Below are 24,523 nucleotides of genomic sequence, written 5' to 3' on the forward strand. Positions count from 1 at the left end.
AAGAAAGGTGGGTCCTTGGGCCTGCCGAATTTGGCGCCGCCCGCGCCTTATGACGCTGGGCGGCGCTATGCGTTCCGGGATGGGAGCCCGGTCAAATTTAACGGGAGGAGAGGATCATGGATCCGGAATTCAGAGGCGACATCGACCACCATGACGGCACATCGGATGCCACACCCGGTGGTTATACCGAACAACGAAGACCTGGCGAATTGAGCTTTGCCATCTTCCTCACCCTCGCCAGTTTGTTTCTGCTTTACACCGCATACGGCATTTCTGGTTTCAAAGCGTTATCAAGCCCGGGGTCCGTTCCGATGGCCACAACGCTGGTCATGGTGGTATCTGCATTGATCGTGACCATACGGACATCGCGCCTCAACAAAGTCGCGCATGAAACTCTGTCGAAGGACATCCTGCCCGTCATGGTGATCCTGTTCATCGGATTTTTGGTGATATTCGGGCTCCTGTTAAAGCCTCTGGGTTTTGTTCTGACAGCGGCGCTTTTCCTGATCATCGCGATCAAAGTACTGGCGCGCAAAGGCTGGGGTTACACCTTGACGGTTGCTCTTGTGTCTCTTGTGGTGATCTGGATCATCTTTCGCGTGGTGTTCACGGTGCTCTTGCCCGTCGGTATCCTGCCCGAAGCCGAATTCATCCAGTTCTTTCGTAATCTCATGTCTGGAGGGGCGTCCTGATGGAAACCTTAATGGCCATTTTTACAATCTTCACTCAACCCCAGCTCCTGCTGCTCGTCGGTGTTGGCACATTCGCGGGTATCTACATCGGGGCAATTCCGGGGCTTTCGGTCACGATGGCCGTTTCTATCCTGATCTCATTCACCTTTTCATGGGACGTCTACCCTGCCATTTCTTTGATGGTTGGCATCTACATGGGTGGTGTTTACGGCGGATCAAGAACAGCGATCCTTCTTAACATTCCAGGCGCACCATCGGCCATTGCAACCGCGATGGATGGTTACCCGATGGCGCAAAAGGGCGAAGCAGGTCAGGCCATCGGCGTGACGACAGTTATGTCGTTTTTTGGCGGATTGATCGGCATTTTCGTCCTTGCCGTTGCGGCACCTTTCGTGGCGGACTTTGCCATCACGTTCCAACCACGCGATTATATGCTGCTGGCCGTTCTGGGAATCCTACTCGTCGGCTCGCTATCCAGCGGTTCATTGGTAAAGGGTATCTTCGCTGGTGCCTTGGGCATTGCAATCGGCGCTGTTGGTCGCGATCCGCTGACCTTTACCGAGCGTTTCACCTTTGATTTAAGGCTCATGGAAGGAGGCATTTCGTTCATCGCCGTAATGATTGGCATGTTCGGCGTGTCCGAAGCGTTACAACAGTTGCAAAACGTCAACATGAAAGCTGTGCGTCAAAAGATCGACAGGATCATGCCGTCCTTTGGCACGGTCAAGAAATACCTTCCACTTTCACTTCAAACCTCGTCCATCGGCGTCATCATCGGGGCTCTACCCGGCACTGGCGGTGATATTGCGGCTCTCATGGCTTATGATCACGCCAAGCGCATCACCAAAAAACCCAAAGTCCCGTTCGGCAAGGGCGCAATGGAGGGGCTTGTCGCGCCGGAAACTGCAAACAATGCCGCTGTTGGCGGTGCGTTTATTCCGATGATGACACTGGGCATCCCCGGTGATGCGGTCACCGCGATCATGATAGGTGCCTTGTTCATTCATGGGCTTAATCCGGGGCCAATGCTTATGGTCGATCAACCGGATATGTTCTGGTTCATCGTTGGCGCGCTTTTGATGGCAAACGTCTTTATGCTGATCTTTGGCCTAACTGGTATCAAGATTTTCACAAAGATCGTCGAGATGCCGCGCTCTGTCATCATTCCGCTGATCCTTCTTCTGTCGATCGTTGGTGCCTATGCGGTGAACAACTCAATCACAGATGTCTATTGGATGCTTGGGTTCGGTGTGTTTGGTTACTTCATGCGTCACTATGGGTATCCGCTAGGCCCTGTGATCCTTGGCGTGATCCTATCACGGCTTCTGGATGACAACTGGCGACGCGCCATCATTTCGGAACGCGAAGACCTTGGCAGTTTCTTTGAGGGCATCATCACCAGCCCGCTTTCGCTGACCTTATTTATTGCTGTGATCCTGATTTTTGTAAGCCAGACATCTATTTGGACTTTTGCAAAAAACCGTCTGTTTGGAAAGGCATCGTAATGACACAGACACTGTCGAAAACGATCAAGCTTGGCTTGATCGGCGACAACATCACCCGCTCCAAATCGCCAAGACTGCACCGCACGGCGGGGCAATTGGCCGGGCTAGATGTCACCTATGACAGGCTAATCCCAAAAGACTTGGGATTGACGTTCGATCAGACATTCGAACAGGCCAGAAACGCCGGATTTCGCGGGATAAATGTGACCTATCCTTACAAGGAGCAGGTAACCGCAAAGGTCACAGTCAGCGATCCGCTGGTCAAAGCCATTGGTGCTGTTAACACCGTTGTCTTTGATCCCAAGGGTCCTCAGGGGTACAATACAGATTATAGTGGCTTTATGTCAGCATACCGTACGATCCTAGGTGACACCCCACCCGGAGTTGTTTGTCTTATCGGTACGGGTGGTGTTGGAAAAGCGGTGGCCTTCGGGTTGCTCGGTTTAAAGGCGGCCACGATCCGCTGCGTTGATCTGGACCCCGTCAAAGCCGAAGCACTGGCAACAGCATTACGAGATGCCGGAAGTGATACCAAGATTGAAGTTGCGACCGATCCGGTGGAAGCCGCCATAAACGCGGATGGCGTCATCAATTGCACACCGCTTGGTATGGTCGGCATTGGCGGTAGCCCCCTGCCACGCTCCGCAATGGGCAACGCACGGTGGGCTTTTGATGCGGTCTATACACCCGTTGAAACCGAATTCTTACAGGATGCGGCGGCTGAAGGGCTCACGATCATTTCCGGTTACGAGCTGTTCTTTGGCCAAGGTATCGACGCTTGGCAAATCTTTACGGGCATAGATCTAGACACTGTGGCGCTTCGGGCTGCCATTCAGGAGGATAAGGCATGAAAACATCTATCGCTACGGTATCTATCTCTGGCAATCTTCCCGAAAAACTAGAGGCCATTGCCGCAGCAGGTTTCGATGGAATCGAGATTTTCGAGCAAGACTTTATTGCACACGATGGTAATCCGCGCGATGTCGGTGACATGATCCGCTCGATGGGGCTGGACATCACCCTGTTCCAACCGTTCCGCGATTTCGAAGGCTTACCGGACCCTTTGCGTGCAAAGGCGTTTGACCGCGCCGAGCGTAAATTCGATTTGATGCAGGAACTTGGTACTGATCTGGTTCTTGTGTGTTCATCGTGCCACCCGCAGGCCATGGGCGGGATCGATCGCGCCGCTGCGGACTTCAACGAACTTGGCGAACGCGTCGCCAAACGTGGTCTACGCATCGGGTATGAAGCCTTGGCATGGGGCCATCATGTGAACGATCACCGTGATGCATGGGAAATCGTGCGCCGTGCGGATCATGACAATGTCGGCCTCATCCTCGATAGCTTCCATACGCTCGCCCGCAAAATCGACCCCGAAACAATCCGCCGTATCCCCGGCGACAAGATTTTCTTTGTACAACTGGCAGACGCCCCCCAGATCGAGATGGATCTGCTGTATTGGTCTCGTCATTTCCGCAATATGCCTGGCGAAGGCGACCTTGCGATCACCGATTTCATGCGTGCAGTTGTTGCAACCGGATATTCCGGCCCAATTTCGCTTGAGATTTTCAATGATCAGTTCCGTGGCGGCAGCCCCAAAACAATTGCGAACGACGGGCATCGCTCGCTCATCGCACTGATGGATGATGTCAAACGGGACGAGCCAGACCTGAAGCTTGACTTGGCAGACATGCCAAAGCGAGCCGTCGTTGAAGGCATCTCCTTCGTTGAATTTGCAACCAAAGGCGATGATGCTACCGCGCTCGAGACCATTCTTGAAACAATGGGATTTGCGCGCACTGGCCAACACATCGCCAAACAACTTACGCTTTGGAGCCAAGGTGATATTCGCATCATTATAAACCGTGAAACCACCGGTTACGCAAACAGCGCCTTTACCGTGCACGGCACCACGGTGTGCGATATCGGGCTGAATGTCGGCGATGCCGCCAAAACTGTTTCGCGTGCCAAAGCTTTGAGAGCAAAGCCGTTTTCCCAACCAACCGGACCCGGTGAACTGGATATCCCCGCCATACGGGGCCTGAGCGGCAGTGTGCTCCACTTTATTGATGATGCCAGCGGTCTTGCCAATGTTTGGTCCATTGAATTTAAAAGTGATGAAACCAAACAAACGGGCGCAGGGCTACAGCAAATTGACCACCTTGCCCAAACAATGAGCTATGATGAAATGCTTAGCTGGTCTCTGTTCTACACCACGCTTTTTGACATGCAAAAAACGCCGATGGTGGATGTTGTGGATCCTGATGGGTTGGTGCGCAGTCAGGCACTGGAAACATCTGACGGGGCTTTCCGGATCACACTGAACGGTGCTGAAACCCATCGTACGATGGCTGGTAATTTCCTTGCTGACAGTTTTGGAGCTTCTGTTCAGCACATCGCACTCGCAACGGACGATATCTTTGCCACCTCGGATGGGTTGGTCAAGCGCGGCTTCAAACCATTGCCAATGTCGGACAATTATTACGCTGATCTAACCGCGCGGTTTGACCTCGACCCCGATTTACTCAGCCGATTGAAGACAGCGAACATTCTTTATGACGAGGATGCGAACGGAGCCTTCTTTCAGTTTTACTCTCGCCCCTATGCAGGTGGCATGTTCTTCGAAATCGTACAGCGCAAAGACGGATATGCCGGTTACGGGGCGCCAAACGCACCGTTTAGGATTGCTGCACAAAAACGCCTGATGCGGCTAAAAGGTATGCCAAAAGCATAACCTCAAGATACGAGCACGGCATGTGAACCCGACACATCCAATTTGGCGATGACCTTGGCGACCGCGACAAGGCGCCAAGGCTCCCTTCAAAGCGCTGTTTCAATGCTTGCCCACGCGCTCTTGGCTGCGACTGGAATCTTACGGGAAATCCCGAAGCACAATCGCACAATGCGTTAATCCGTTGTCGGCCATGTTTGGGGCTTCTCCACATTGGTATGCGATCAATGCGAATTTGTTGGGCGTTTTCTGCGAATGCCGTTGTTTCACACTGTGCATTGAAACGCGGGGTTAACCCTTGCTTTGCCATGCGGCAATATTCCAATACGTGTTTTCTGGATTGGTTCAGGGTGACGATATCTGCACCACCCAAACCAAAGTCTGAACGAAGCGGTGCGCTCTACTTTTTCTTCTAGCCTAAAGCCAAAGCGCACACAATCCATACTGTGCGAGGAGCCGATATGGGCGCGATTGAACAAAAGCCAGTAAAAACCGGAATTGCGGTAATTTTTCTATTTAACGACAATATGCGCCAATGAAAGCGATCAAAACAAACTGTTAAGAATGTGGGGCTGGCGGACAGACAGTCCGCTAACATCATGTTGCATGAAATATCACACTATCGCACTAAACATTTGTTATTAAATGAATTTTAACACATAAATAATTTTTCTTGCTTCATTCCATCGCAATCAATATCAACAAATCACAGAATAAATGTGGGGCTGGATGTGGGGCTGAGAAAGAGTTGTTAACTGATACAAAAGCACGAAAATGCAAAGCCGGTGATAAACCTGTGAGTGTTGGTGGCGTATCTGGTTTGCGCTTTGAACCCTCTTCTCAAAATGGAAAAGCTAAGTTCACCTTGCGATTTGTCTCACCAGAAACGTGTAAGCGGCGCGATATGGGTTTGGGTACATATCCTCATATCAGTATTGCACAAGCGCGGGCCACAGCTCTTAAATATAAGGCACTCATCGCTGATGGCATTGATCCTATTGATCAGCGCGCACGGGATGCACGCATTCAAGAGCAAGAGAATACTATTCCGACCTTCGCGACAGCTTGCGAAAAGGTTTTTGCGGATATTTCTCCAGCCTTTAAAAACAACAAGCACAAGCAGCAATGGATAAACACATTACGTAGCTATGCCATTCCAAAGATAGGAAATATTACCGTTGATCAGTTAAGAATTGCTGATTTTGCAGATGCGCTACGCCCGATCTGGCTAACAAAACCCGAAACAGCCAGTCGATTAAAACAGCGCTGCGAACGTGTGATGCTTTGGTGCATCGCGCAGGGGTATATCGAACATAATCCTGTGTCATCTGTGAGCGCTCTGCTTCCAAAACAACCTAAGAAACGCGACCGTGTTCAACATTTCCCAGCCGTTGCGTGGCGGGATCTGCCCAGCGCAGCAAAACAACTGTTCCAGACTGACAATATGACTTGCGGGAAACACGCATTACTATTTCTTATTTTAACCGCGGCGCGATCAGGAGAAGTGCGCGGTGCAACATGGGATGAAATTGATCTACCAAATAATGTTTGGTCGATCCCTGCACATCGCACCAAAACGGGCAAACCGCACAATGTTCCATTATCGACGCCTGCCCTCAATCTACTAAAGCATCGCAAGCCCTTTGCACACGAAGGCCCTTGGGTATTTTCGAAATCAGGACGCAGCCCTCTGAGTGACATGACGCTGAGCAAAATATTGCGTGATGCAAAAATCGCAAGTGATACTGCCCAGCGCTTTGCCACAGTCCATGGATTTCGCTCAAGCTTTCGCGATTGGGCATCAGAAAATGGTTATGCCCGCGACCTCGCCGAACGGGCACTTGCACATGCCATCAAAAGCGAAACGGAATCTGCGTATCATCGCACTGATTTATTGGAACAAAGACGTGACATGATGGAAAATTGGGGGAGTTTTGCATTGAAACAGTGCATCTTCTCTCTTTGAGCTAAGCAAATTGAACACGCCACACTCCATCCACTAGTTTTCGATAACGCAAGCTGTTCATTAGCTTGTAATAATGGGATAAATTTCGAGATGAAGCTAGATTAGCGTTGCAAGGAAACACTTCCATATGCTTGTGCTAACCGCACAAGCGAGTATCGCTACAAATCGATAAAAGGACGTTTAACTGCCTTGAGGTTTTGTGAAACGATTGATGCAGGAATCGGCTAGTTCAATTTTGCAAGAACAGTGGGGTTACAAACACCAGTTCATAGCAGCGAATAACCATACGAAGGCTGGACGAAGCCTACGGTGCTAAAATTCTTATCGTTAAGATGTTGACGAACGCTAGCACGCAACAACTCATTGCGTTTATTTGGCGAGCCCACAGCGTATTTTCAAATAAAACCCACCAGTACTAAATCCTATCAACCTTGAGAGGAAGCTGATCAATTATTCACGACGCATCGTCGCTATCAACTCGGCAACCTTTATCCCAAATTTTCGCATTTCGGATTTGTTCATAATAACCCCATCTTGGGTTAAATATAACCAATCGGTCGCAGATAACGTATAACCGCCCGCAGCGTCTGGCAGTGTTATTTTATAGTTTAACATCACCGTTGCACCCGACAGTACGCCTGTTGCTTTACCAACTATATCATCAGCTGTCGCAGTGAACGTATTGCCATCCCCTGCGGTCAAATACCATTTTCGTTGCTGCGTTGTGCCGTTGGAATAGGTAAAATCTTCGGTCATCGTGCCCGTATCGCCGTCCCATTCTGCATTCATGACTGCAACAAAGGTATTTGTAACCTTACCATTTGGGCCATAAATCAAACCCTCGGATTGGAACCGCCCAGAAAGGTGTTCTTTCAGAACAAACTCTGGCCCCATCTGCGCGTAATCTGATGGTGATTGGGAACGAAAGCTTAAAAATAAACTTCGTACAGTGATAAGTGCCAGTATCAGCAAGAGTATAAACGTAACTAATTTCATGAGATTTGATCCTCAGTTGGAAGCATAAGGGCGAAGCCAAATGCAATAAGTTTTAGAAAGCACGGCACAACAGCATAGGCGAAATTAAGAGTCGCCAATGCAGACGCCGTGTTTACTTGGCCAGGTTTGAACCCGTTAAATTCAAGAAGCGGGAGCACAATAAATGCGGACAAGGCCAAGCCAAGTTTGCCTGCAAATGACCAGATTCCGAACGCTTGTGATGCTTTGATACCAGCGCGGTTTAACGACATGCTAAACATTGCGGGCAGCACAACCATGTCGGCGCCCAATCCAATCCCCGATACGACACAGATGATGGAAAATCCAACGATATCACCAGCGTTTAAAAAGCCTGCGTAAACGAACCCTGCAATGGTAAGAGGCATCGCAATCAACAGTGTGTTCCTGCCACCAATGCCGCTGCTAACCCGCGCCCAAATTGGCACGCTGATCCCAGCGCAAAGGAAGAATAAAATCAAAAGCGGGCCAGATTTACCAACAAGGTGTAGCCGATCTTCGACAAAGAAGAGAAATAATGTTGATGTGATTGCAACTGGCATGCTGTTTATCAGGGCTAGAATCAATAATCGGATCGCTCCGCCCGACGCCAAGTCGGACATTGAAAAACGATCGCCCAAAATGGGTGCGCGCTGCCACATTGGGCGTGTGATTACCCCAGCGGATACGGCAATTGCCCCCAAAAACCATCCAAATGCGGGATAACCACCACCCGCACTGCCAAACACGACGAATATACTTGGTCCGATTGCAGCGATGATCACACCCGCCAACATACCCATTTCGCGAAATGCTGCTAAAGTCATCATATCAGACCGGTTTTGGGTTTTTGCGAATGTTGCCGCGCGCCCGTAAAGCAGGATCATACCAAGGCTATATGCCGAAAACAGTAAGATCAGAATGACAACAAGTTCTAAATTGACAATTCCTTCGGCAGTGCGTGTGAACAGCAATGGAAAACCGATCGCTAGCCCAACCGCCGACGCCATCGCAAACATGCTCTGCGCCTTTGGCCAGCGATCTATTATCCAACCAATCAGCGGATCTTGGATCAGATCGATCAATCGGATCAATAGCAATATCGCACCAACAGTTCCTAATCCAATGCCCAAATTCACTGATGCAAATCGTGGCAAATGAATATATAATGGGATGCCAGCGGTCGCTAACATCAACGCATAAAGACCTATGCGAGCATGAACCATCATTCGCCTCGCAATTCTTTCGTGAATTTTGCCGAACGGCTATTCTCACCCAAAAATATCGACATGAAACGGCGTTTGATTTGCGGGTTTCTCAGCGTGCAAACAGGTTTGAAATTGCGCCAAAACGAAATTTGGTTGGGGCCTTCGGTTAATGCAAGATATTGGTCCCCATTGCCAACAGCAGAAAAACAATTGCGTAATTGATTATCAATTGGCGCACGCCCCCCCAAGCGTTTCATTTCACGCAAAGTCGTTTCAACAATGTCGTTTTGTGATATGTTTCGTTGGTAATTTATCTGCAATGCAAAATCTTGGTCCCAATCAAAAGCGCGACCATTTTGGGTATATAATCGCGCAGTATAAATTGGGCGACCAAGGACCCGAAATGTGGATTCCCCAATTTTTTCTGCGCCAGCAAACACCGCGTCAACAGAGTTTGCCATTGCCAGATGTGGCAATGCCAAAACCAATGATATTGCGGTGATAAGCCTAGGCATGCGCCAATTCCACCTGCACAACATTTGTGTGCCCAATCGCAAATGATGCAGCACATATTTCTAGGTAATATTGCCAGTTGCGAAAAAATGCCGTGTCAAATCCAAGCGCATGAATCTTGTTTTTTTTGGCGACTAACTCTTTGGCCCAAATCCGACAGGTTTTTGCATAGTCTTGTCCAAAGGCGAAATTGTCCATCACCTTGAAACCCGCCGCTTTCGCCTGTTCTGCAATCACTTTATTGCTGAGCAACATGCCACCTGGAAACACATATTGGCGGATGTAGTCGGACTGGGTTTTATAGGTATCAAAATAATCATCATTTACAGTGATCGCCTGTAGCAAAACCCGCCCATCTTTGGCCAAATTGCTCTTCAATGTTGAAAAATAGCTTGGCCAATATTTCATGCCAACGGCCTCTATCATTTCGATGGAAACGATGTTGTCGAATTTTTCATTCACATCACGGTAATCGCAAAACAATATTTCCGCACGCCCATCAAGACGAGAATCCGCATAGCCAAATTGATTACGCGATATCGTGATCCCCGTTACATCACGCCCTTCTGTTGCGGCGTGTTCTGCAAAACCACCCCACCCGCACCCAATTTCCAAAACCCGTTCACCAGCGCTTAAACGTGACAATGCACGTGTGTTTTTGCGATGCTGAGCAACGCCCAGATCATCGTCATGTGTATCAAACAACCCAGAGGAATAGGTCATCCCATCATCCAGCCAAAGTTGGTAAAATTCATTTCCCACATCGTAATGCGAACGAATATTTTTGCGCGACCCTCGGCGCGAATTGGCGCGCAGCACTGTATCAACTAATCGAAACTTTGCCTTATTAAACAGGCTTGCTTGGTCATACCCGCTCAATTGATCGCGGTTGCGCATTGCCATCGCCATTAGACCATCAACCGATGGTGTTTCCCACAACCCTTGGACATACGCCTCGCCCAATCCAATTTGCCCATGTGCGGCCATAGCCGACACAGCCGACCAATCGCGGATAATCATTTCCGCATGATCACCCGTATTGCCAAAATTGTAGCGCTCCCCTTCTGGTGTGCGCAGCGTCAATTGGCCATCATAGAGGCGCTCACAGGTCGCAAGAAACTCTGTCTTCAACGCTTTGTCGGTCAATCTCATGGCTCAGTCCTTTCGTAAATTCGGGGGCATTTAGTTTTCTGACGATGCGCATCGCACTTGCGATCCCGTCTTCGTGAAATCCGTGGCGATGATATGCGCCAATAAACCAAGTGTTGTTTTCACCCTGAATCCCTGCAAGCGTTTTTTGCGCACGCAACGCAGCGCGATCAAATATCGGATGGGAAAATTCCGCGCTGTCGTAAATTTTATCGTTGGGAATATCGCCAGGTGGATTAAGCGTGACAAAGAGTGGGTCATCATTTGGGATATTTTGCAAACTGTTCATCCAATAGGTTACACAAATCGATTTTTGCTGCGATTTGAAAACCCAACTTGTCCAGGATGCACGGCGATTTGGCATCTGACCAGTGTCACAATGCAAAACAGCGCGGTTTGGTTGATAACGGATCGCACCAAGCGCGCGGCGCTCTGTTGCTGTTGCACCGTTTTTGAGGATGTTTAAAACCTGATCAGAGTGACACGCAAAAATGATTTCATCAAAGCTCTCTTGTGTAGTTCGTGATTGCACGATCACACGACCACCTTCGCGGGCAATATTCGTTACGGGTGATTTAAGACGCAAATCGCATCCACGCGCGATCAATGCCGCCTCCAGACGTTTTACATATTCGATGCTCCCCCCTTTGACTGTCCACCATTGGTGTTGACCTCCATAAGCCAAAAGAGCGTGGTTTTTGAAAAACCGGACCAATGATTTTGCGGGGAAGGCATCCACATCATCCACAGGCGTCGACCATATCGCACCACACATGGGCATCAAATAATCGTCCCGAAACCACCGCCCTAATTTCAATTCATCAACCAAATCACCAATGGTTTTGTCATCATCAGTGGCGGCCGATTCTGCCAATTTTCCAAACCGCAGGATATCCCAAATCATTTTGTAAAATTTTGGCCGTAACAAATTACGTTTTTGCGCAACGATTGCGCGCAAACTGTTCAAACCGTATTCTAAGCGGCCATCATCAATGCTGGCACCAAAGCTCATTTCGCTTTTGATTGTAGGTACTTCCAGTTCACGAAACAGCTTTGTTAGGTGAGGATAGGTGACGTGATTAAAAACAATAAAACCGGTATCAACAGGTTGATCACCATTTTTACCTGCAAGCACTGTACGGGCATGTCCACCCAATCGATCCGCGGATTCAAAAAGCGTGATATCGTGTTGCGCAGATAAATAATATGCCGCGGACAATCCAGATATGCCCCCCCCGACAACTGCTATTTTTCGTCGTCTACCCTGTGTTTGGTCCAACATTTAAACGTTTTCCTTATTATTGTATAAGGGTTACGTTGCCCAGTGCGCTTTGGATCATAAACTGAAAATTAATTTTATTTAGCAACCAACTGATCCACCGACGAACAGCGCACGTATTACAAGTATGTTAGATCACATCCGCGCAAAAACATTTCATGCCCGATCTGGTGGAATCAAAAATTCCTTTTGGTATCGCGTGGATTTAGTGTTGACCGATTTTGGTGAATTTACGCCACATGTCGTATCACACAACCGTTTCAACCTTTGGTCACTTTGGGATAAAAACCACGGCGGTGAACGCAATTTCGGGCATGGCAAAGAATGGTTTGAAAACATTCTGGAACAGCGCGGATTTCCCACTAAGGAAACAGAAATTTTACTACTCGCCCAGCCTAAGTTCTTGTGGTTTCAGTTTAACCCAGTTAGCTTCTGGATCGCCCTGAAACAAGGGAAGCCCTGTGCCATCGTAGCAGAGGTGAACAATACATTTGGTGATCGCCATTGCTATTTCTGTGCCTTGGATAAATTTAAGCCCATTACAAAGAATACTAAAATTATCGCCGAAAAATTGATGCATGTGTCCCCATTTCAAAGGGTTGAAGGCCAATATCATTTTAATTTTGACATTAACGATGACGATATAAACATCCGTATACATTACAAAAATGGCGATCAGGGTGTCCTTGCTACACTTGTGGGAAAACGAAAGCCTGCAACCAATCGCTCGCTAATACAGTCCGCAATTACCCGCCCTCTTGGTGCGGTGCGCGTTTTGACATTGATATATTGGCAAGCGTTGATTCTTTATATCAAACGCGCACCTTTCAGACGCACGCCTGCTCCGCCCAAAAACCTCATGAGTGACAGCTACAATTTTAGAAAGCCAGACAATGAACGACCTTAACAACAAAACCTATTGGTTGATTGGCGCGAGCGAAGGTTTGGGGCGCGAATTGGCAAAACGCCTTGATCGTGATGGTGCAACACTAATTTTGTCTGCGCGTAATGCAGATCGGTTGAACAGCCTTGCGGCAGAATTGCGCAATGCGCGCTCCTTACCGCTTGATGTAACCGATAACGTGGCGGTTACACAGGCTGGAAAAGATGTCGGTGCAATTGATGGTGTGATATATAATGTTGGAACCTATGAGCCGATGCGCACAACAAAATGGGATACGCGTGCAATTTTAAAGATGGTTGATGTGAATTTCGCGGGCGCAATACGCGCACTTGGATGCGTAATCCCACAGTTCACAAAAAACGGCAAAGGTGACATTACATTAATTGGATCATTGGCGGGGTATCACGGATTGCCCGCATCAATCGGTTATGGTGCGAGCAAATCTGCTATGATAAGCTTGGCGGAAACCATGCGCCATGACCTAAAAAATACAGGGATTGTTGTGCGTGTGGTGAACCCTGGTTTTATTAAAACGCGGTTGACCAAGAAAAATGAGTTTAAGATGCCCATGTTGATGTCTGCAGAACAGGCCGCATTACATGTTCACAAAGCAATGAAATCAAATCGATTCCGCACAGATTTCCCCGCTCCGTTTTCATGGTTAATTCGCCTGTTGCCTTATCTTCCAGATATTTTGATTTATCGCGGAAAATAACCCCGCGCTAAATTTTAAAAATTGGTTGCAACATACGTGGGATCAACCCTGCAAATCGCAACGACGCATCCGTCGCTGCCAAACAGATACAAGGCGGACCTGCATCCGCCGTTGGCACATGGGCTAAATCTTCGTCGCCAACTTCGACGTCGCCAACGCCAAACTGACCTGTCTCGTCACTAAAGCTTCCTTGTAAGACAAGCGTGAGTTCAAGACCATTATGACCGTGCTCGGGCACGGCCTGTCCCGCGGGGATATACAGCAATCGCAAAGACCCCTGTTTATCGTACGAAATTATGTGCTGACGGATTCCCATGCCCAATGATTTCCAGCGCGGTTCCTGACCTTTCATCGCTTGCACGATAGGACCTGGATAAATGCCAGAACGATCAAAAACAGGTTTTGGCGTAAAAGGCGCATCAAGTTTTGAAAATACATCTGTTTTGAGCGACGATGAAACATCCACAGCTTTCGTCACATCAAGCAATGCACCCCCAACGGCCTCATGTGCACCAAGTGCAACGCGACAGATCTCGCACATGGAAATATGCGCAGCGACAAGTGTCGCAAAATGGGGTGAAATGTTGCCAGAAGCATAGGCCTTTAACATTGCATCAGGGATATGGTGTTGAACATGGGTCATGATCGCAATCCCTTTAACTCTAGTCGGAGACGTTCTAGCCCCAGACGGATACGTGATTTTATCGTTCCAAGCGGTACACCGCTTTGATCGCTAATTTCTTGATGGGTCAACTCGCCCAAATAGGCTTGCTCGATTGCGACCCGCTGATCTTTGCTTAGCTTCGAAATGGCGTGTTTCAATTTTTGTGCTTCTTGATCCATTGCCAAAATTTGCATGGCATCGTCTTCTTGATGTGGCTCTGCTTTCAATTCCTCTGGAATTGGGCGGGCATCTTTGCGCATCATATCAATTTGGCGATTACGTGCAATTTGATAGATCCACGCAGACACCTGTGCACGGTGGGGGTCAAATTGCGCTGATTTGCGCCACACTGTCAGCATCACATCTTGCACGATTTCCTCTGCTTGTGCGCCTGACACACCTGTTTTGATGATAAAACCTTTCAGGCGGGGCGCAAAGTAATCAAACAAATGGGAAAACGCATCACGGTCACGAGAATCGCGCACCGCCAGCATCCATTCTGTTTGTTCAGATACCTTTGGGCGTTTATTCGTCACTAGTTTTCTTTCACGTCCAACTGCAATAGGCGTAAGCGTCATCGCATAAGGTATATCAAAACATTGCTGTGTCATAGTTTAAATACGAACCAGAATGACCCTTGGATCACTATTTTTCAAAATTAAATCCAGACAATACGATAGTTGTAATTGGCCTATTACGGCACTTGACTTTGTCCAAGATGTGGTTACGCGGTCATTTTCGGTAATTGCGCTGCTTATTGCATCCGTTGCTCTGATTGTCTGGTTCGGTGTCAACCTCGGTTTGCGCCCCCTTCTAGATCTGCAAGACGCCATAGCGAAACGTTCACCAAGCGAGTTGGAACCAATCCAACGAAGTGTTCCGATTGAAATACGTGGGTTAGTCTCAACGCTCAACACATTACTTGATCGTGTATCAAGGCGTATTAGCTCTAAAGATGAATTCATATCTAATGCAGCCCATCAAATGCGCAATCCAATCGCAGGCGTTTTAGCACTCGCTGAATCCGTTCAAACCGCCCCAAACGCCAAAGCGATGAGCGAGCGCAGTTCAGAATTGGTTCTGGCAGCGCGTGAGGCAAGCCACCTGACCAATCAATTGCTTTCCTTTGAACGCGCGAAAGGAACAGAGCGCACGGAAACGATGCAAGAGATCGATTTAACAACTTTGATCAACGAAACCGTAACTAAATTTAAGTCCGGCATGGCACCCCAAATCATCACGATACGATCGAATGTTCCATCTGAACCAGCAGCGGTGGTATGTGACCCGCTTATGATGCAAGAGGCGTTGATCAATCTATTAAACAACGCCGTCATTCATGGCGGCGAAAACTTATCAGAGATCGAAATTGTTTTGCAAAAGAAAGCATCGCATGTGGAATTCACGATATCTGACAACGGTGTCGGAATAAAACCAGAGGATATATCGCTTGTAAGAAACCGATTTGGACAAACAAGTGGAAGTCAGGGCAGCGGTTTGGGCTTACCGATTGCTATAAAAGTTGTTGAAAACCTTGGCGGTGAATTTTCATTCTTAGATACTGTTGCTGGATTAACGATCAACATAAAAATCCCCTCAGCGAGGTATTCCTAGTTTGCAAGCCCCCTCTTTCGCTATCTTCCGCTGTCTGTTTTCGAAGTCAAGAGGTGACAGTTTCCCATTATTCTTGTGTTTCCGTTTTGGACTTTAACACATTTCGATATATTCGAACACGTCGCGTCTTGCATCCTCTCTTGTTCGATATGTTTGGCGTTTGATCTTCTTTCGCCTCAATAGATACAAGAAGCTTTTTGCATTGGCATTGTCATGATAGTTTCCACCTGTGCTGATAGAATATTGCAGACCATATTCACGTAGAAACGCGACCCATTCAAGGCTGGGATTTTGCCTGCCCCGATCCGAATGGATCATTAAAACCAGCTTTTGTTAGCGCTTCCAAATTGCAGGCAGCAGCGCTTGAACAACCAGCTCTGTTATTTGCCTTGAATGAAATGCCCAACCAACGACACACCGAGCAAACAGATCTTTTATGACACAGAGATGGGTAAAGCCTTCTCGGGCCCGCAACTAGGCAATATCTGTTACCCAAGCTTTGTCAGGTTCGATGACGGAGAATTGCTGCTCCCACGTATTCTCTGAGACCACCAATAGCCTCTCGCCGTATTTACCGAGCTTATTATAACCGATCTGAGACTGAGAGCCTGTAAGACGCACAAAACGTCGTACACGGTTAATTGAGATACATTCGCCTAGATCAATCAAGTCATCATAGATATTACGATAACCATAGCTCTTGCCACCATTTTCCTATGCGTCACATAACAAGTACGGTTTGGCGGACTTCTTCCAGCGCACGTACACTTAGTGGTCTGATAAGCCAAGCATAGAAGCCACTGGGACAAACACGCAGTATCTCTGAAGTGTCCGCACAGGATGAATTGAGCGATATGCGATGCGAACAAACATAACTGAACTCACCAAACATACTCGAATAAATTCGAACTGAATTCGACTTAGGATCCAGATTTCCGTGCTAATATTAGCTCAACCAATTGCCTAAATTAATTGTAACATATTATTATTAAACAATATTTCATGATTATTTTTTCGTATCAACCAATCGCACTTTACAAAAGTAATAAAGTATTACTTAATGGCTGCACATTTAGTTTTGGGAGGAACTCATGAATATAAAAGCAACGCTCTTTGCGAGCGCTATCACTTTAATGCCAATTGCTGTCGTAGCAAGTGATCTCACTATTGGCTTTTCACAAATCGGTTCAGAATCTGGGTGGCGTGCTGCTGAAACCACAGTCACCAAACAAGAAGCAGAAGCACGTGGAATTACTTTAAAGTTCGCTGATGCCCAACAAAAACAGGAAAATCAAATTTCCGCATTGCGATCATTTATAGCGCAAGGTGTTGATGCAATATTGATCGCACCAGTCGTTGCCACGGGATGGGACGAGGTGCTGGAAGAGGCACAAGATTCAGACATACCAGTTGTTTTATTGGATCGCACAGTTGATGCACCAGAAGAACTCTATTTAACTGCTGTAACATCCGATTTGGTTCACGAAGGAAGTGTCGCTGGGCAATGGCTTGTTGATGAAATGGCTGGCGCTGATTGTCGGATTGTTGAATTACAGGGTACGACAGGTTCATCACCTGCTATTGACCGCAAAACAGGTTTTGAAAATGCTATTTCCGACCATTCAAACCTTGAAATTGTGCGCTCGCAAACAGGAGACTTCACCCGATCACAAGGTAAAGTCGTGATGGAAAGTTTTCTAAAGGCTGAAGGCGGTGAAAATATCTGTGCGCTTTATGCCCATAACGATGACATGGCCGTTGGTGCGATCCAAGCCATCAAAGAAGCGGGATTAAATCCTGGCAAAGATATAAAAATCGTCGCAATTGATGCTGTGCCAGATGCACATCTTGCAATTGCAAACGGTGAAATGAACGCAACAATCGAGTTAACACCGAATATGGCAGGCCCTGCCCTCGATGCGCTTGATGCCTATATCAACAGTGGCACAATGCCGCCAAAATGGATCCAAACTGAATCCAAATTGTTTACAGCCGCCGACGACAATCAGGCAATTTACGAAATGAAAAAAGGGCTCGGGTACTAATTCACCTAACTTTACACCCTGAGCTTCATCGCTCACAATAAGCTCCGCGTACATCGTACGCGGGGCGGCCTGTATTTTTCGCCAGTGAGGATTCAAGATTGACTAACGACCCTACTCCAATGTTGCACGCAACGGGCATTTCCAAATTTTTTCCTGGCACGATTGCGCTGGATGACGTGGAAATAACGCTAAATCGGGGTGAAATCCATGCACTGCTTGGAGAAAATGGTGCGGGTAAATCGACGTTGATTAAATGCCTAACAGGTGTTTATCGCCGAGACGGTGGCGAAATCACTCTGGACGGTAAACATGTTAATCCGCAATCAACCAATCACAGTCAAATTCTGGGGATTGGTACAGTTTATCAAGAAGTAAACTTGCTTCCGAATCTAACCGTCGCAGAAAATCTCCATCTTGGTCGCCAGCCAATGTATGGACCGTTTGTTGCACGTAGAGCAATGAACGCAGCGGCAAAAAAATCATTGCTTGAATTTGGGATCGACATTGATCCAGCGCAGCCCTTGTCAGATTATCCGGTTGCCATTCAACAAATTGTTGCAATTGCGCGTGCAGTTGAAATGTCCGGCAAGGTTTTGATCCTTGATGAACCAACTGCAAGTCTTGATTTAGACGAAGTGAAGCTTCTTTTTTCGGTTATACGGCAATTGAAAGCGCGTGGGATTGCAGTAGTTTTCATCACACATTTTTTGGATCAAGTTTTTGAAATTTGTGATCGCGCTACGGTTTTGCGAAATGGGCAAGTCGTTGGTACTCGTGAACTCAATCAAGTTAGCCAAACCGACATCATTAGCTTGATGTTAGGACGTCAACTTGAGGCCCGCTTGCAAGAGCCAAAACCAAAATCAAGTGGCACGCTTTTGCTTCAGATAAAAGAGCTTGGCAAAAGCGGTATGCTAGCCCCATTCAACCTCAATATTCATAAAGGTGAAGTTGTTGGTCTTGCTGGTTTATTGGGCTCAGGGAGAACCGAAACCGCAAATCTTATTTTTGGCGCTGTAAAGGCCGATTTTGGGCAATTGAAATTGCACAACAAACATATTCAAATCAACAATCCACGTGATGCGGTAGCGCATGGATTTGCTCTTTGCCCAGAGGATCGCAAAACGGAAGGGATCGTCGGAGATCTTAGTGTCCGAGAAAACATTATTTTGGCATTACAAGCACGACAAGGATGGCTTCGTCCAATATCCAGACGCAAGGTTGATGAAATAGCTCAACACTATGTGCGCACACTAGATATCCGTCTCGCAAATCTTGAAATGCCTATTCGGCTGTTGTCCGGGGGCAATCAACAAAAGGTTTTGTTAGCGCGATGGCTTGCCACCGATCCAGACTTTTTAATTTTGGATGAACCAACGCGTGGCATTGATATCGGTGCTCATAGCGAAATCATCGCCTTGATCGGGCAGTTACAAAAAGATGGAATGGCATTGCTTGTTGCATCTTCTGAAATGGAAGAACTAGTCACATATGCCAACCGTGTCATCGTTTTACGCGATCATAAACAGGTTGGCGAATTAACGGGTGCAGAAATTACTTCAAACAACATTATTCGCGCTATTGCAGCGGAGACCGAACATGAGGGCATCGCATGATCAGTTACAATTTTTTTAAACGTATCATGCCACAAATGATCATTCTTGGCGTGGTTCTATTTCTTAACCTTCTGGTTTTTCCCGATTTTTTCGTGATTGAATTTCAAAATGGTCGTTTATTTGGCAACGTGATTGATGTTTTAAATCGCGGAGCACCCACAGCTTTGCTTTGTATTGGGATGACACTTGTAATCGCCACAAAGGGAATTGATTTATCTGTTGGCGCGGTCATGGCGATCGCGGGAGCAACGGCCGCTTCACTTGTTGTTGATGGTCATTATTGGTTGACCGCCGTTATTGGCGCATTGACGGTGGGTGCAATTTGCGGGCTTTGGAATGGTTTTTTGGTGGCGATTTTACGCATACAACCCATTGTTGCAACACTGGTATTAATGGTTGCGGGACGCGGTGTTGCACAGCTGATAACCGAAGGAACCATCCTAACATTTCTAGATGAAGGCCTGATACATCTAGGCGCTGGCACTGTATTTGGAATTCCAACCCCTGTTTTAATTTGGATTTTCCTTGGCGGGCTTGCCGCATTTTTTGTGCGAAGAACGGCGCTTGGAATGTTGATTGAATCTATTGGCATTAACGAGGCATCCTCGCGTCTCGCAGGAATCAATTCACGCATTCTGTTAATCTGCGTTTATGTCGTTTCAGGAATCTGTGCCGCAGTTGCAGGTGTAATTGTAGCAGCTGATATCCAAGGCGCAGATGCAAATAATGCAGGGCTTTGGCTGGAACTGGATGCCATCCTTGCAGTCGTGATTGGTGGAAATTCGTTGTTGGGTGGGCGTTTTTCGATAGTGGCATCATTGCTTGGCGCCATAATAATTCAATCTGTTAATTCACTAATTTTGCTATCTGGCATGCCGCCAGAATTTAACCTTGTGATCAAAGCATTACTCATCCTGGCAATATTGGTAATACAATCACCACGCGTGGGTCACTTGATTTATATTATGCGTGCATCATCCCCTCCCATAAAATCTGATCCGCTTACGCCCGCAAAGGAATCCAACAGATGATCCGCTCGACACATCTTCCGCTGATTGCAACGCTATTCACTTTCTTGTTGGCCTATGCGCTTTGTGCATGGCAATTTCCCGCAATGTTATCGACACGTGTCGTGGCAAACTTGTTGACCGATAATGCGTTCTTGGGGATTGTTGCCGTTGGCATGACCTTTGTCATTCTGTCTGGTGGTATTGATCTTTCTGTCGGGTCTGTGATCGCATTTACAGGCGTGTTTCTTGCAGTTGTTTTACGCGACACTTCCATACCCCCTATGATGGCGTTTGCTCTGGTTTTATTTATCACATCCGCATTTGGCGCTGCGATGGGAGCAACCATTCATTATCTTGAAATGCCTCCGTTTATTGTGACTCTCGCTGGTATGTTTTTGGCACGCGGTGCCGCGTATGTTATGTCCACGGATTCAATCCCGATAACACATGAATTTTACGACGTATTGCAATCGCTCTACTGGAAATCGGCTGGTGGTGGACGGTTTCGAATAATAGGTGGGATTATGATTTTGACGTTTATTGTTGCCGCAATTATCGCCCATCGTACCAAATTTGGGCAAAACGTCTATGCATTGGGTGGTGGCGCGACGACGGCGCGATTAATGGGAGTACCCGTAGCATCAACAACAATTAAAATCTATGCAATATCTGGAGGGCTCGCGGGCTTGTCTGGGATTGTATTCTCGCTATATACTTCTGCGGGTTATTCACTTGCCACTGTTGGTGTTGAACTTGACGCAATTGCTGCTGTCGTCATCGGTGGTACTTTGCTAACTGGAGGCTATGGATTTATTGCGGGAACTTTCTTTGGTATCCTGATTATGGGTCTGATACAAACATACATCGTGTTTGATGGAACCCTTTCCAGTTGGTGGACAAAGATCGTCATCGGTGGATTACTATTCGCATTCATTTTATTGCAAAAGGGGCTAACTTGGGCATCGACAAAACGCAAAAAGGCAGTGATTGGCTTAGACACGCAATCATGAGCTTCATTCATTCCGGTTCAAGTGTTGACAAGGCTTCGAACCACACCACATTTGTCGTAAACCAACTGGGACGATCAATTGTTTCAGGCGAATATCCCGCACGCACAATGATCCCGCTTGATCCTGACATATGTGAAATGTTCGGTGTATCGCGTACAGTGGTTCGAGAAGCGAAAAAAACTCTGATCGCCAAAGGTTTAATTCAATCCAAGGCCAAGGTTGGAACGCATGTGCGTTCGCCTAATGATTGGAATATGTTCGACGAAGATGTGCTATTGTGGCATGCTTCTCAAAAGAACCCATCGGAATTTTATGAAGAATTGTTTGAAATCCGATTAATCTTCGAACCCGCAGCTGCAGCAAAGGCGGCCACTCTTACCAATTCAATAGACAGCGCACATCTGGCGCAATTGTGTGATGACATGGAAAATGCCACCGATCGCGCCAGTTTTGCAGTAGCTGACTATGAATTTCATAAACAAATTCTCAAACTATCCCAAAATCGTTTTTTGCATTCTCTTGGTGATATTGTCCAAACAGCACTGTATTCCTTGTTTATGACCGAAGCGGACGACGCATTTCCCGATAGCAAAACAGACGTGGCACTTCAGCACAGGAAAATTGCAACTGCGATCACCTCTGGTGACGCAATGGTTGCGAAAAAAGCAATGACAGACGTGATTAACGAAAGCTTCAACAGAACTAGGTTACGTGCGCAAACTGTGTAATGTCTCACATTATAACGTTGATTGTGCCACTATAAAATCGGTCAACAATTGGGTAGCGGGGGACACGGAATGACTCTTGAAACGCACCAAAAAATACGGCGTCATACCTATTGGCTGGTTCAGTTTAAGTTTTGAAAAATTTGCTTTTATCGGTTCATCGATCAGTAACTGCGCTACTTCTTGTGTAACAGCAACGATTGCATCTGTTTCCGACAAATAACCCATCGCAAACAAAAACGAAGACGAACCGATTATGTTTGTTGGCTCTGATATTCCTTCCATATGAAATGCCGCACTGACCGCTTCTCGTATTGGATTATCTTTTTCTTGTACTATCCATTCTTGATCTTGAAGATCTTGCAATTTCAAATTCCCCTGCGCCGCTAGCGGGTGATTTTTGCGAACCAGCAACACCACTTGTTCGTCACCCACTGGCGTTACTTCAAATTCACGGCTATCAAATTCTGGCAAAAGCCTCGCCATAATCAGATCCAACCGCCCACTAACCAATTCGTGCAACAACTGACGCGATGGGGCAATTGCAACGGTAATTTCCAAATTAACAGATTGCTTTTTGATTTCTCTGATTGCTGGAACCACAAATTTTACAGCCGGTCCCGTCACCGCACCAATGCGAATTTTGCCCGCTTTACCCTGTTTGATATTGGTTAAACTGTCTTCCAGTTCATATGCTTCGCGCAGAATTGCATGGGCTTTGTTCGCAATAATTTTTCCTTCTAATGTAATGCGCATGCCTTTGGGATGGCGTGCAAACAACGGAGTTCCAGCCAGTTTTTCGATCTCTGCCAACGCACGCGATGCGGCGGGCTGAGCAATACCCAAACTATCCGCTGCTGATTGTAATTTCCCAGTTTCGGCCAATGCGACCACTAGACGAAGCTGAATCGGTTTAAGTTTGAGGGCTTTGATCCGCAACATATACATACCTTTTTTGTTATGCATATCAACAAATCTATTATTATCAAAGCATGATAAATCTCACTAACCTTGGTTTCAGCTCGATTCGGGCAAGTTTCGGAGGAACGTAGCACGCTGTCACTGTTTGTTACGGAAAATTGGGAGAAGAACATGAAAATTAGAACACTCGTCACAGCGCTTTCGATGTGCACATATGCAATTGGGTTTTCGACGACGGCAATTGCCGAAACTGTCGGAATTTCAATGCCAACAAAATCCTCAGCACGTTGGATTTCCGATGGCGACTCCATGGTAAAACAGTTTGCAGATGCTGGGTACGAAACCGATTTACAATACGCCGAAGATGATATTCCAAACCAATTAGCACAAATTGAAAATATGATTTCAAAAGGTGTTGATGTATTGGTGATTGCGGCGATTGACGGCACCACCTTGTCAAATGCACTGGAAAATGCATCCGCCGCTGGCATTCGTGTAATTGCGTATGATCGCTTGATTAAAAACAGCGAAAATGTCGACTATTATGCGACATTCGATAATTTCAAGGTCGGAGTTCAACAGGCTTCAAGCCTGGTTGCGGGGCTTGGTGAGCGTTTTGGAAATGGCCCGTACAACGTTGAATTATTTGGCGGATCACCGGATGATAACAATGCTTATTTCTTTTATGATGGCGCGATGTCAGTTCTCCAACCCTTAATTGATGACGGCACAATCAATATCGTATCTGGACAAATGGGTATGGAAAAGGTTGGCACATTGCGCTGGGATGGTGCGGTTGCACAGGCGCGCATGGATAACTTGCTGTCTGCACATTACACTGATGCCCGAGTAAATGGCGTACTGTCACCTTACGACGGACTATCGATTGGTATTCTTTCATCACTTAAAGGTGTCGGTTACGGAACTGGCGGGTTGGAAATGCCAATTGTGTCTGGCCAAGATGCAGAAGTTCAATCGATAAAATCGATTTTAGCTGGCGAACAATATTCAACGGTATTCAAAGATACCCGCGAATTGGCACGTGTTACAGTTGGAATGGTAAATGCGGTGATCAGCGGTTCATCACCAGAAATAAATGACACAACAACATATGATAACGGCATAAAAGTTGTGGAAAGCTATCTGTTGGAACCTGTTTCCGTTGACGCCAGCAATTGGGAAGAGATCGTTATTGGGTCTGGTTACTACACGATGGATCAAATCAAATAATCCCCTGAACCAATTCTGAACTCCCGCCCTTGC

The 24,523-nt window shown here is 47.1% G+C and carries 22 protein-coding genes; 14 read left to right on the top strand and 8 right to left on the bottom strand.

The window, feature by feature from the left end; translation table 11 throughout:
- Positions 1-116 precede the first annotated feature (116 nt).
- The 5 genes from BFP76_RS04445 to BFP76_RS04465 all read left to right on the top strand — a co-directional run bounded on the left by BFP76_RS04445 (position 117) and on the right by BFP76_RS04465 (position 6,894).
- Positions 117-692 (top strand): tripartite tricarboxylate transporter TctB family protein, encoded by a 576-nt coding sequence (locus BFP76_RS04445; RefSeq protein ID WP_099591983.1) that lies wholly within the window; start codon positions 117-119, stop codon positions 690-692.
- Positions 692-2,197: a tripartite tricarboxylate transporter permease gene (locus BFP76_RS04450; RefSeq protein ID WP_099591984.1), complete on the top strand. Its 1,506-nt coding sequence runs from the start codon at positions 692-694 to the stop codon at positions 2,195-2,197. The genes BFP76_RS04445 and BFP76_RS04450 overlap by 1 nt, the downstream gene beginning before the upstream one ends.
- Positions 2,197-3,048 (top strand): shikimate dehydrogenase family protein, encoded by an 852-nt coding sequence (locus BFP76_RS04455; RefSeq protein WP_099591985.1) that lies wholly within the window; start codon positions 2,197-2,199, stop codon positions 3,046-3,048. The genes BFP76_RS04450 and BFP76_RS04455 overlap by 1 nt, the downstream gene beginning before the upstream one ends.
- Positions 3,045-4,931, top strand: a complete 1,887-nt coding sequence (locus BFP76_RS04460; protein ID WP_099591986.1) for a bifunctional sugar phosphate isomerase/epimerase/4-hydroxyphenylpyruvate dioxygenase family protein — start codon at positions 3,045-3,047, stop codon at positions 4,929-4,931. The genes BFP76_RS04455 and BFP76_RS04460 overlap by 4 nt, the downstream gene beginning before the upstream one ends.
- Before the next feature lie 670 nt (positions 4,932-5,601).
- Entirely contained in the window at positions 5,602-6,894 is a 1,293-nt protein-coding gene (locus BFP76_RS04465) for a tyrosine-type recombinase/integrase (protein WP_205661374.1), read from the top strand.
- A 450-nt stretch (positions 6,895-7,344) separates the two neighbouring features.
- Here the strand turns inward: BFP76_RS04465 and BFP76_RS04470 are convergent, their stop codons facing one another.
- Genes BFP76_RS04470 through BFP76_RS04490 form a run of 5 tightly spaced genes read right to left on the bottom strand, consistent with a single transcriptional unit; the run spans position 7,345 to position 12,039 of the window.
- Complete coding sequence (locus BFP76_RS04470) at positions 7,345-7,890, bottom strand: DUF3833 domain-containing protein (protein WP_099591987.1); 546 nt, start codon at positions 7,888-7,890, stop codon at positions 7,345-7,347.
- A complete protein-coding gene (locus tag BFP76_RS04475; RefSeq protein ID WP_099592100.1) occupies positions 7,887-9,113 on the bottom strand; it encodes an MFS transporter in 1,227 nt (408 codons plus the stop codon). Before BFP76_RS04475 ends, BFP76_RS04470 begins: the two co-directional genes overlap by 4 nt.
- Positions 9,113-9,610 carry a hypothetical protein gene (locus tag BFP76_RS04480; protein ID WP_099591988.1) on the bottom strand — a complete coding sequence of 166 codons (498 nt, stop codon included), beginning with the start codon at positions 9,608-9,610 and terminating at the stop codon, positions 9,113-9,115. Before BFP76_RS04480 ends, BFP76_RS04475 begins: the two co-directional genes overlap by 1 nt.
- Entirely contained in the window at positions 9,603-10,760 is a 1,158-nt protein-coding gene (locus BFP76_RS04485; protein WP_099591989.1) for an SAM-dependent methyltransferase, read from the bottom strand. Before BFP76_RS04485 ends, BFP76_RS04480 begins: the two co-directional genes overlap by 8 nt.
- Positions 10,711-12,039, bottom strand: coding sequence for an NAD(P)/FAD-dependent oxidoreductase (locus BFP76_RS04490; RefSeq protein WP_099591990.1), 1,329 nt, complete (start codon positions 12,037-12,039; stop codon positions 10,711-10,713). Before BFP76_RS04490 ends, BFP76_RS04485 begins: the two co-directional genes overlap by 50 nt.
- A gap of 124 nt (positions 12,040-12,163) precedes the next feature.
- On the opposite strand from BFP76_RS04490, the gene BFP76_RS04495 reads away from it, so the two are divergent.
- Positions 12,164-12,943 carry a DUF1365 domain-containing protein gene (locus tag BFP76_RS04495; protein ID WP_099591991.1) on the top strand — a complete coding sequence of 260 codons (780 nt, stop codon included), beginning with the start codon at positions 12,164-12,166 and terminating at the stop codon, positions 12,941-12,943.
- Positions 12,930-13,655 carry an SDR family NAD(P)-dependent oxidoreductase gene (locus BFP76_RS04500; protein ID WP_099591992.1) on the top strand — a complete coding sequence of 242 codons (726 nt, stop codon included), beginning with the start codon at positions 12,930-12,932 and terminating at the stop codon, positions 13,653-13,655. The genes BFP76_RS04495 and BFP76_RS04500 overlap by 14 nt, the downstream gene beginning before the upstream one ends.
- 7 nt (positions 13,656-13,662) lie before the next feature.
- On the opposite strand, the gene BFP76_RS04505 is transcribed toward BFP76_RS04500, so the two are convergent.
- Complete coding sequence (locus BFP76_RS04505; RefSeq protein WP_099591993.1) at positions 13,663-14,298, bottom strand: ChrR family anti-sigma-E factor; 636 nt, start codon at positions 14,296-14,298, stop codon at positions 13,663-13,665.
- Positions 14,295-14,930, bottom strand: coding sequence for a sigma-70 family RNA polymerase sigma factor (locus tag BFP76_RS04510; RefSeq protein WP_420818652.1), 636 nt, complete (start codon positions 14,928-14,930; stop codon positions 14,295-14,297). The genes BFP76_RS04505 and BFP76_RS04510 overlap by 4 nt, the downstream gene beginning before the upstream one ends.
- Positions 14,931-14,949: 19 nt before the next feature.
- On the opposite strand from BFP76_RS04510, the gene BFP76_RS04515 reads away from it, so the two are divergent.
- The 6 genes from BFP76_RS04515 to BFP76_RS04540 all read left to right on the top strand — a co-directional run bounded on the left by BFP76_RS04515 (position 14,950) and on the right by BFP76_RS04540 (position 22,342).
- Complete coding sequence (locus tag BFP76_RS04515) at positions 14,950-15,933, top strand: sensor histidine kinase (protein ID WP_099591994.1); 984 nt, start codon at positions 14,950-14,952, stop codon at positions 15,931-15,933.
- Positions 15,934-17,024: 1,091 nt separating this feature from the next.
- Positions 17,025-17,978: a galactofuranose ABC transporter, galactofuranose-binding protein YtfQ gene (gene ytfQ / locus BFP76_RS04520; RefSeq protein WP_099591995.1), complete on the top strand. Its 954-nt coding sequence runs from the start codon at positions 17,025-17,027 to the stop codon at positions 17,976-17,978.
- A gap of 176 nt (positions 17,979-18,154) precedes the next feature.
- Entirely contained in the window at positions 18,155-19,594 is a 1,440-nt protein-coding gene (locus BFP76_RS04525; RefSeq protein ID WP_240513981.1) for a sugar ABC transporter ATP-binding protein, read from the top strand.
- The gene (locus tag BFP76_RS04530) at positions 19,591-20,625 is read left to right on the top strand and encodes an ABC transporter permease (protein WP_099591997.1); all 1,035 of its coding nucleotides are present in this window, start codon (positions 19,591-19,593) and stop codon (positions 20,623-20,625) included. The genes BFP76_RS04525 and BFP76_RS04530 overlap by 4 nt, the downstream gene beginning before the upstream one ends.
- Positions 20,622-21,614 carry a galactofuranose ABC transporter, permease protein YjfF gene (gene yjfF / locus BFP76_RS04535; RefSeq protein ID WP_205661377.1) on the top strand — a complete coding sequence of 331 codons (993 nt, stop codon included), beginning with the start codon at positions 20,622-20,624 and terminating at the stop codon, positions 21,612-21,614. The genes BFP76_RS04530 and yjfF overlap by 4 nt, the downstream gene beginning before the upstream one ends.
- Positions 21,611-22,342 (top strand): FadR/GntR family transcriptional regulator, encoded by a 732-nt coding sequence (locus tag BFP76_RS04540; RefSeq protein ID WP_099591998.1) that lies wholly within the window; start codon positions 21,611-21,613, stop codon positions 22,340-22,342. Before yjfF ends, BFP76_RS04540 begins: the two co-directional genes overlap by 4 nt.
- 9 nt (positions 22,343-22,351) lie before the next feature.
- Here BFP76_RS04540 and BFP76_RS04545 read toward each other — a convergent pair whose 3' ends face one another.
- Positions 22,352-23,305, bottom strand: a complete 954-nt coding sequence (locus BFP76_RS04545) for a LysR family transcriptional regulator (RefSeq protein WP_099591999.1) — start codon at positions 23,303-23,305, stop codon at positions 22,352-22,354.
- 159 nt (positions 23,306-23,464) lie between these two features.
- Between BFP76_RS04545 and chvE the strand changes: the two genes are divergently transcribed.
- Positions 23,465-24,490 (top strand): multiple monosaccharide ABC transporter substrate-binding protein, encoded by a 1,026-nt coding sequence (gene chvE, locus BFP76_RS04550; RefSeq protein WP_420818655.1) that lies wholly within the window; start codon positions 23,465-23,467, stop codon positions 24,488-24,490.
- Positions 24,491-24,523 lie beyond the last annotated feature (33 nt).

This window comes from Paramylibacter kogurei (assembly GCF_002742285.1).
In the GTDB taxonomy this organism is placed as follows: Bacteria; Pseudomonadota; Alphaproteobacteria; order Rhodobacterales; family Rhodobacteraceae; genus Amylibacter; species Amylibacter kogurei.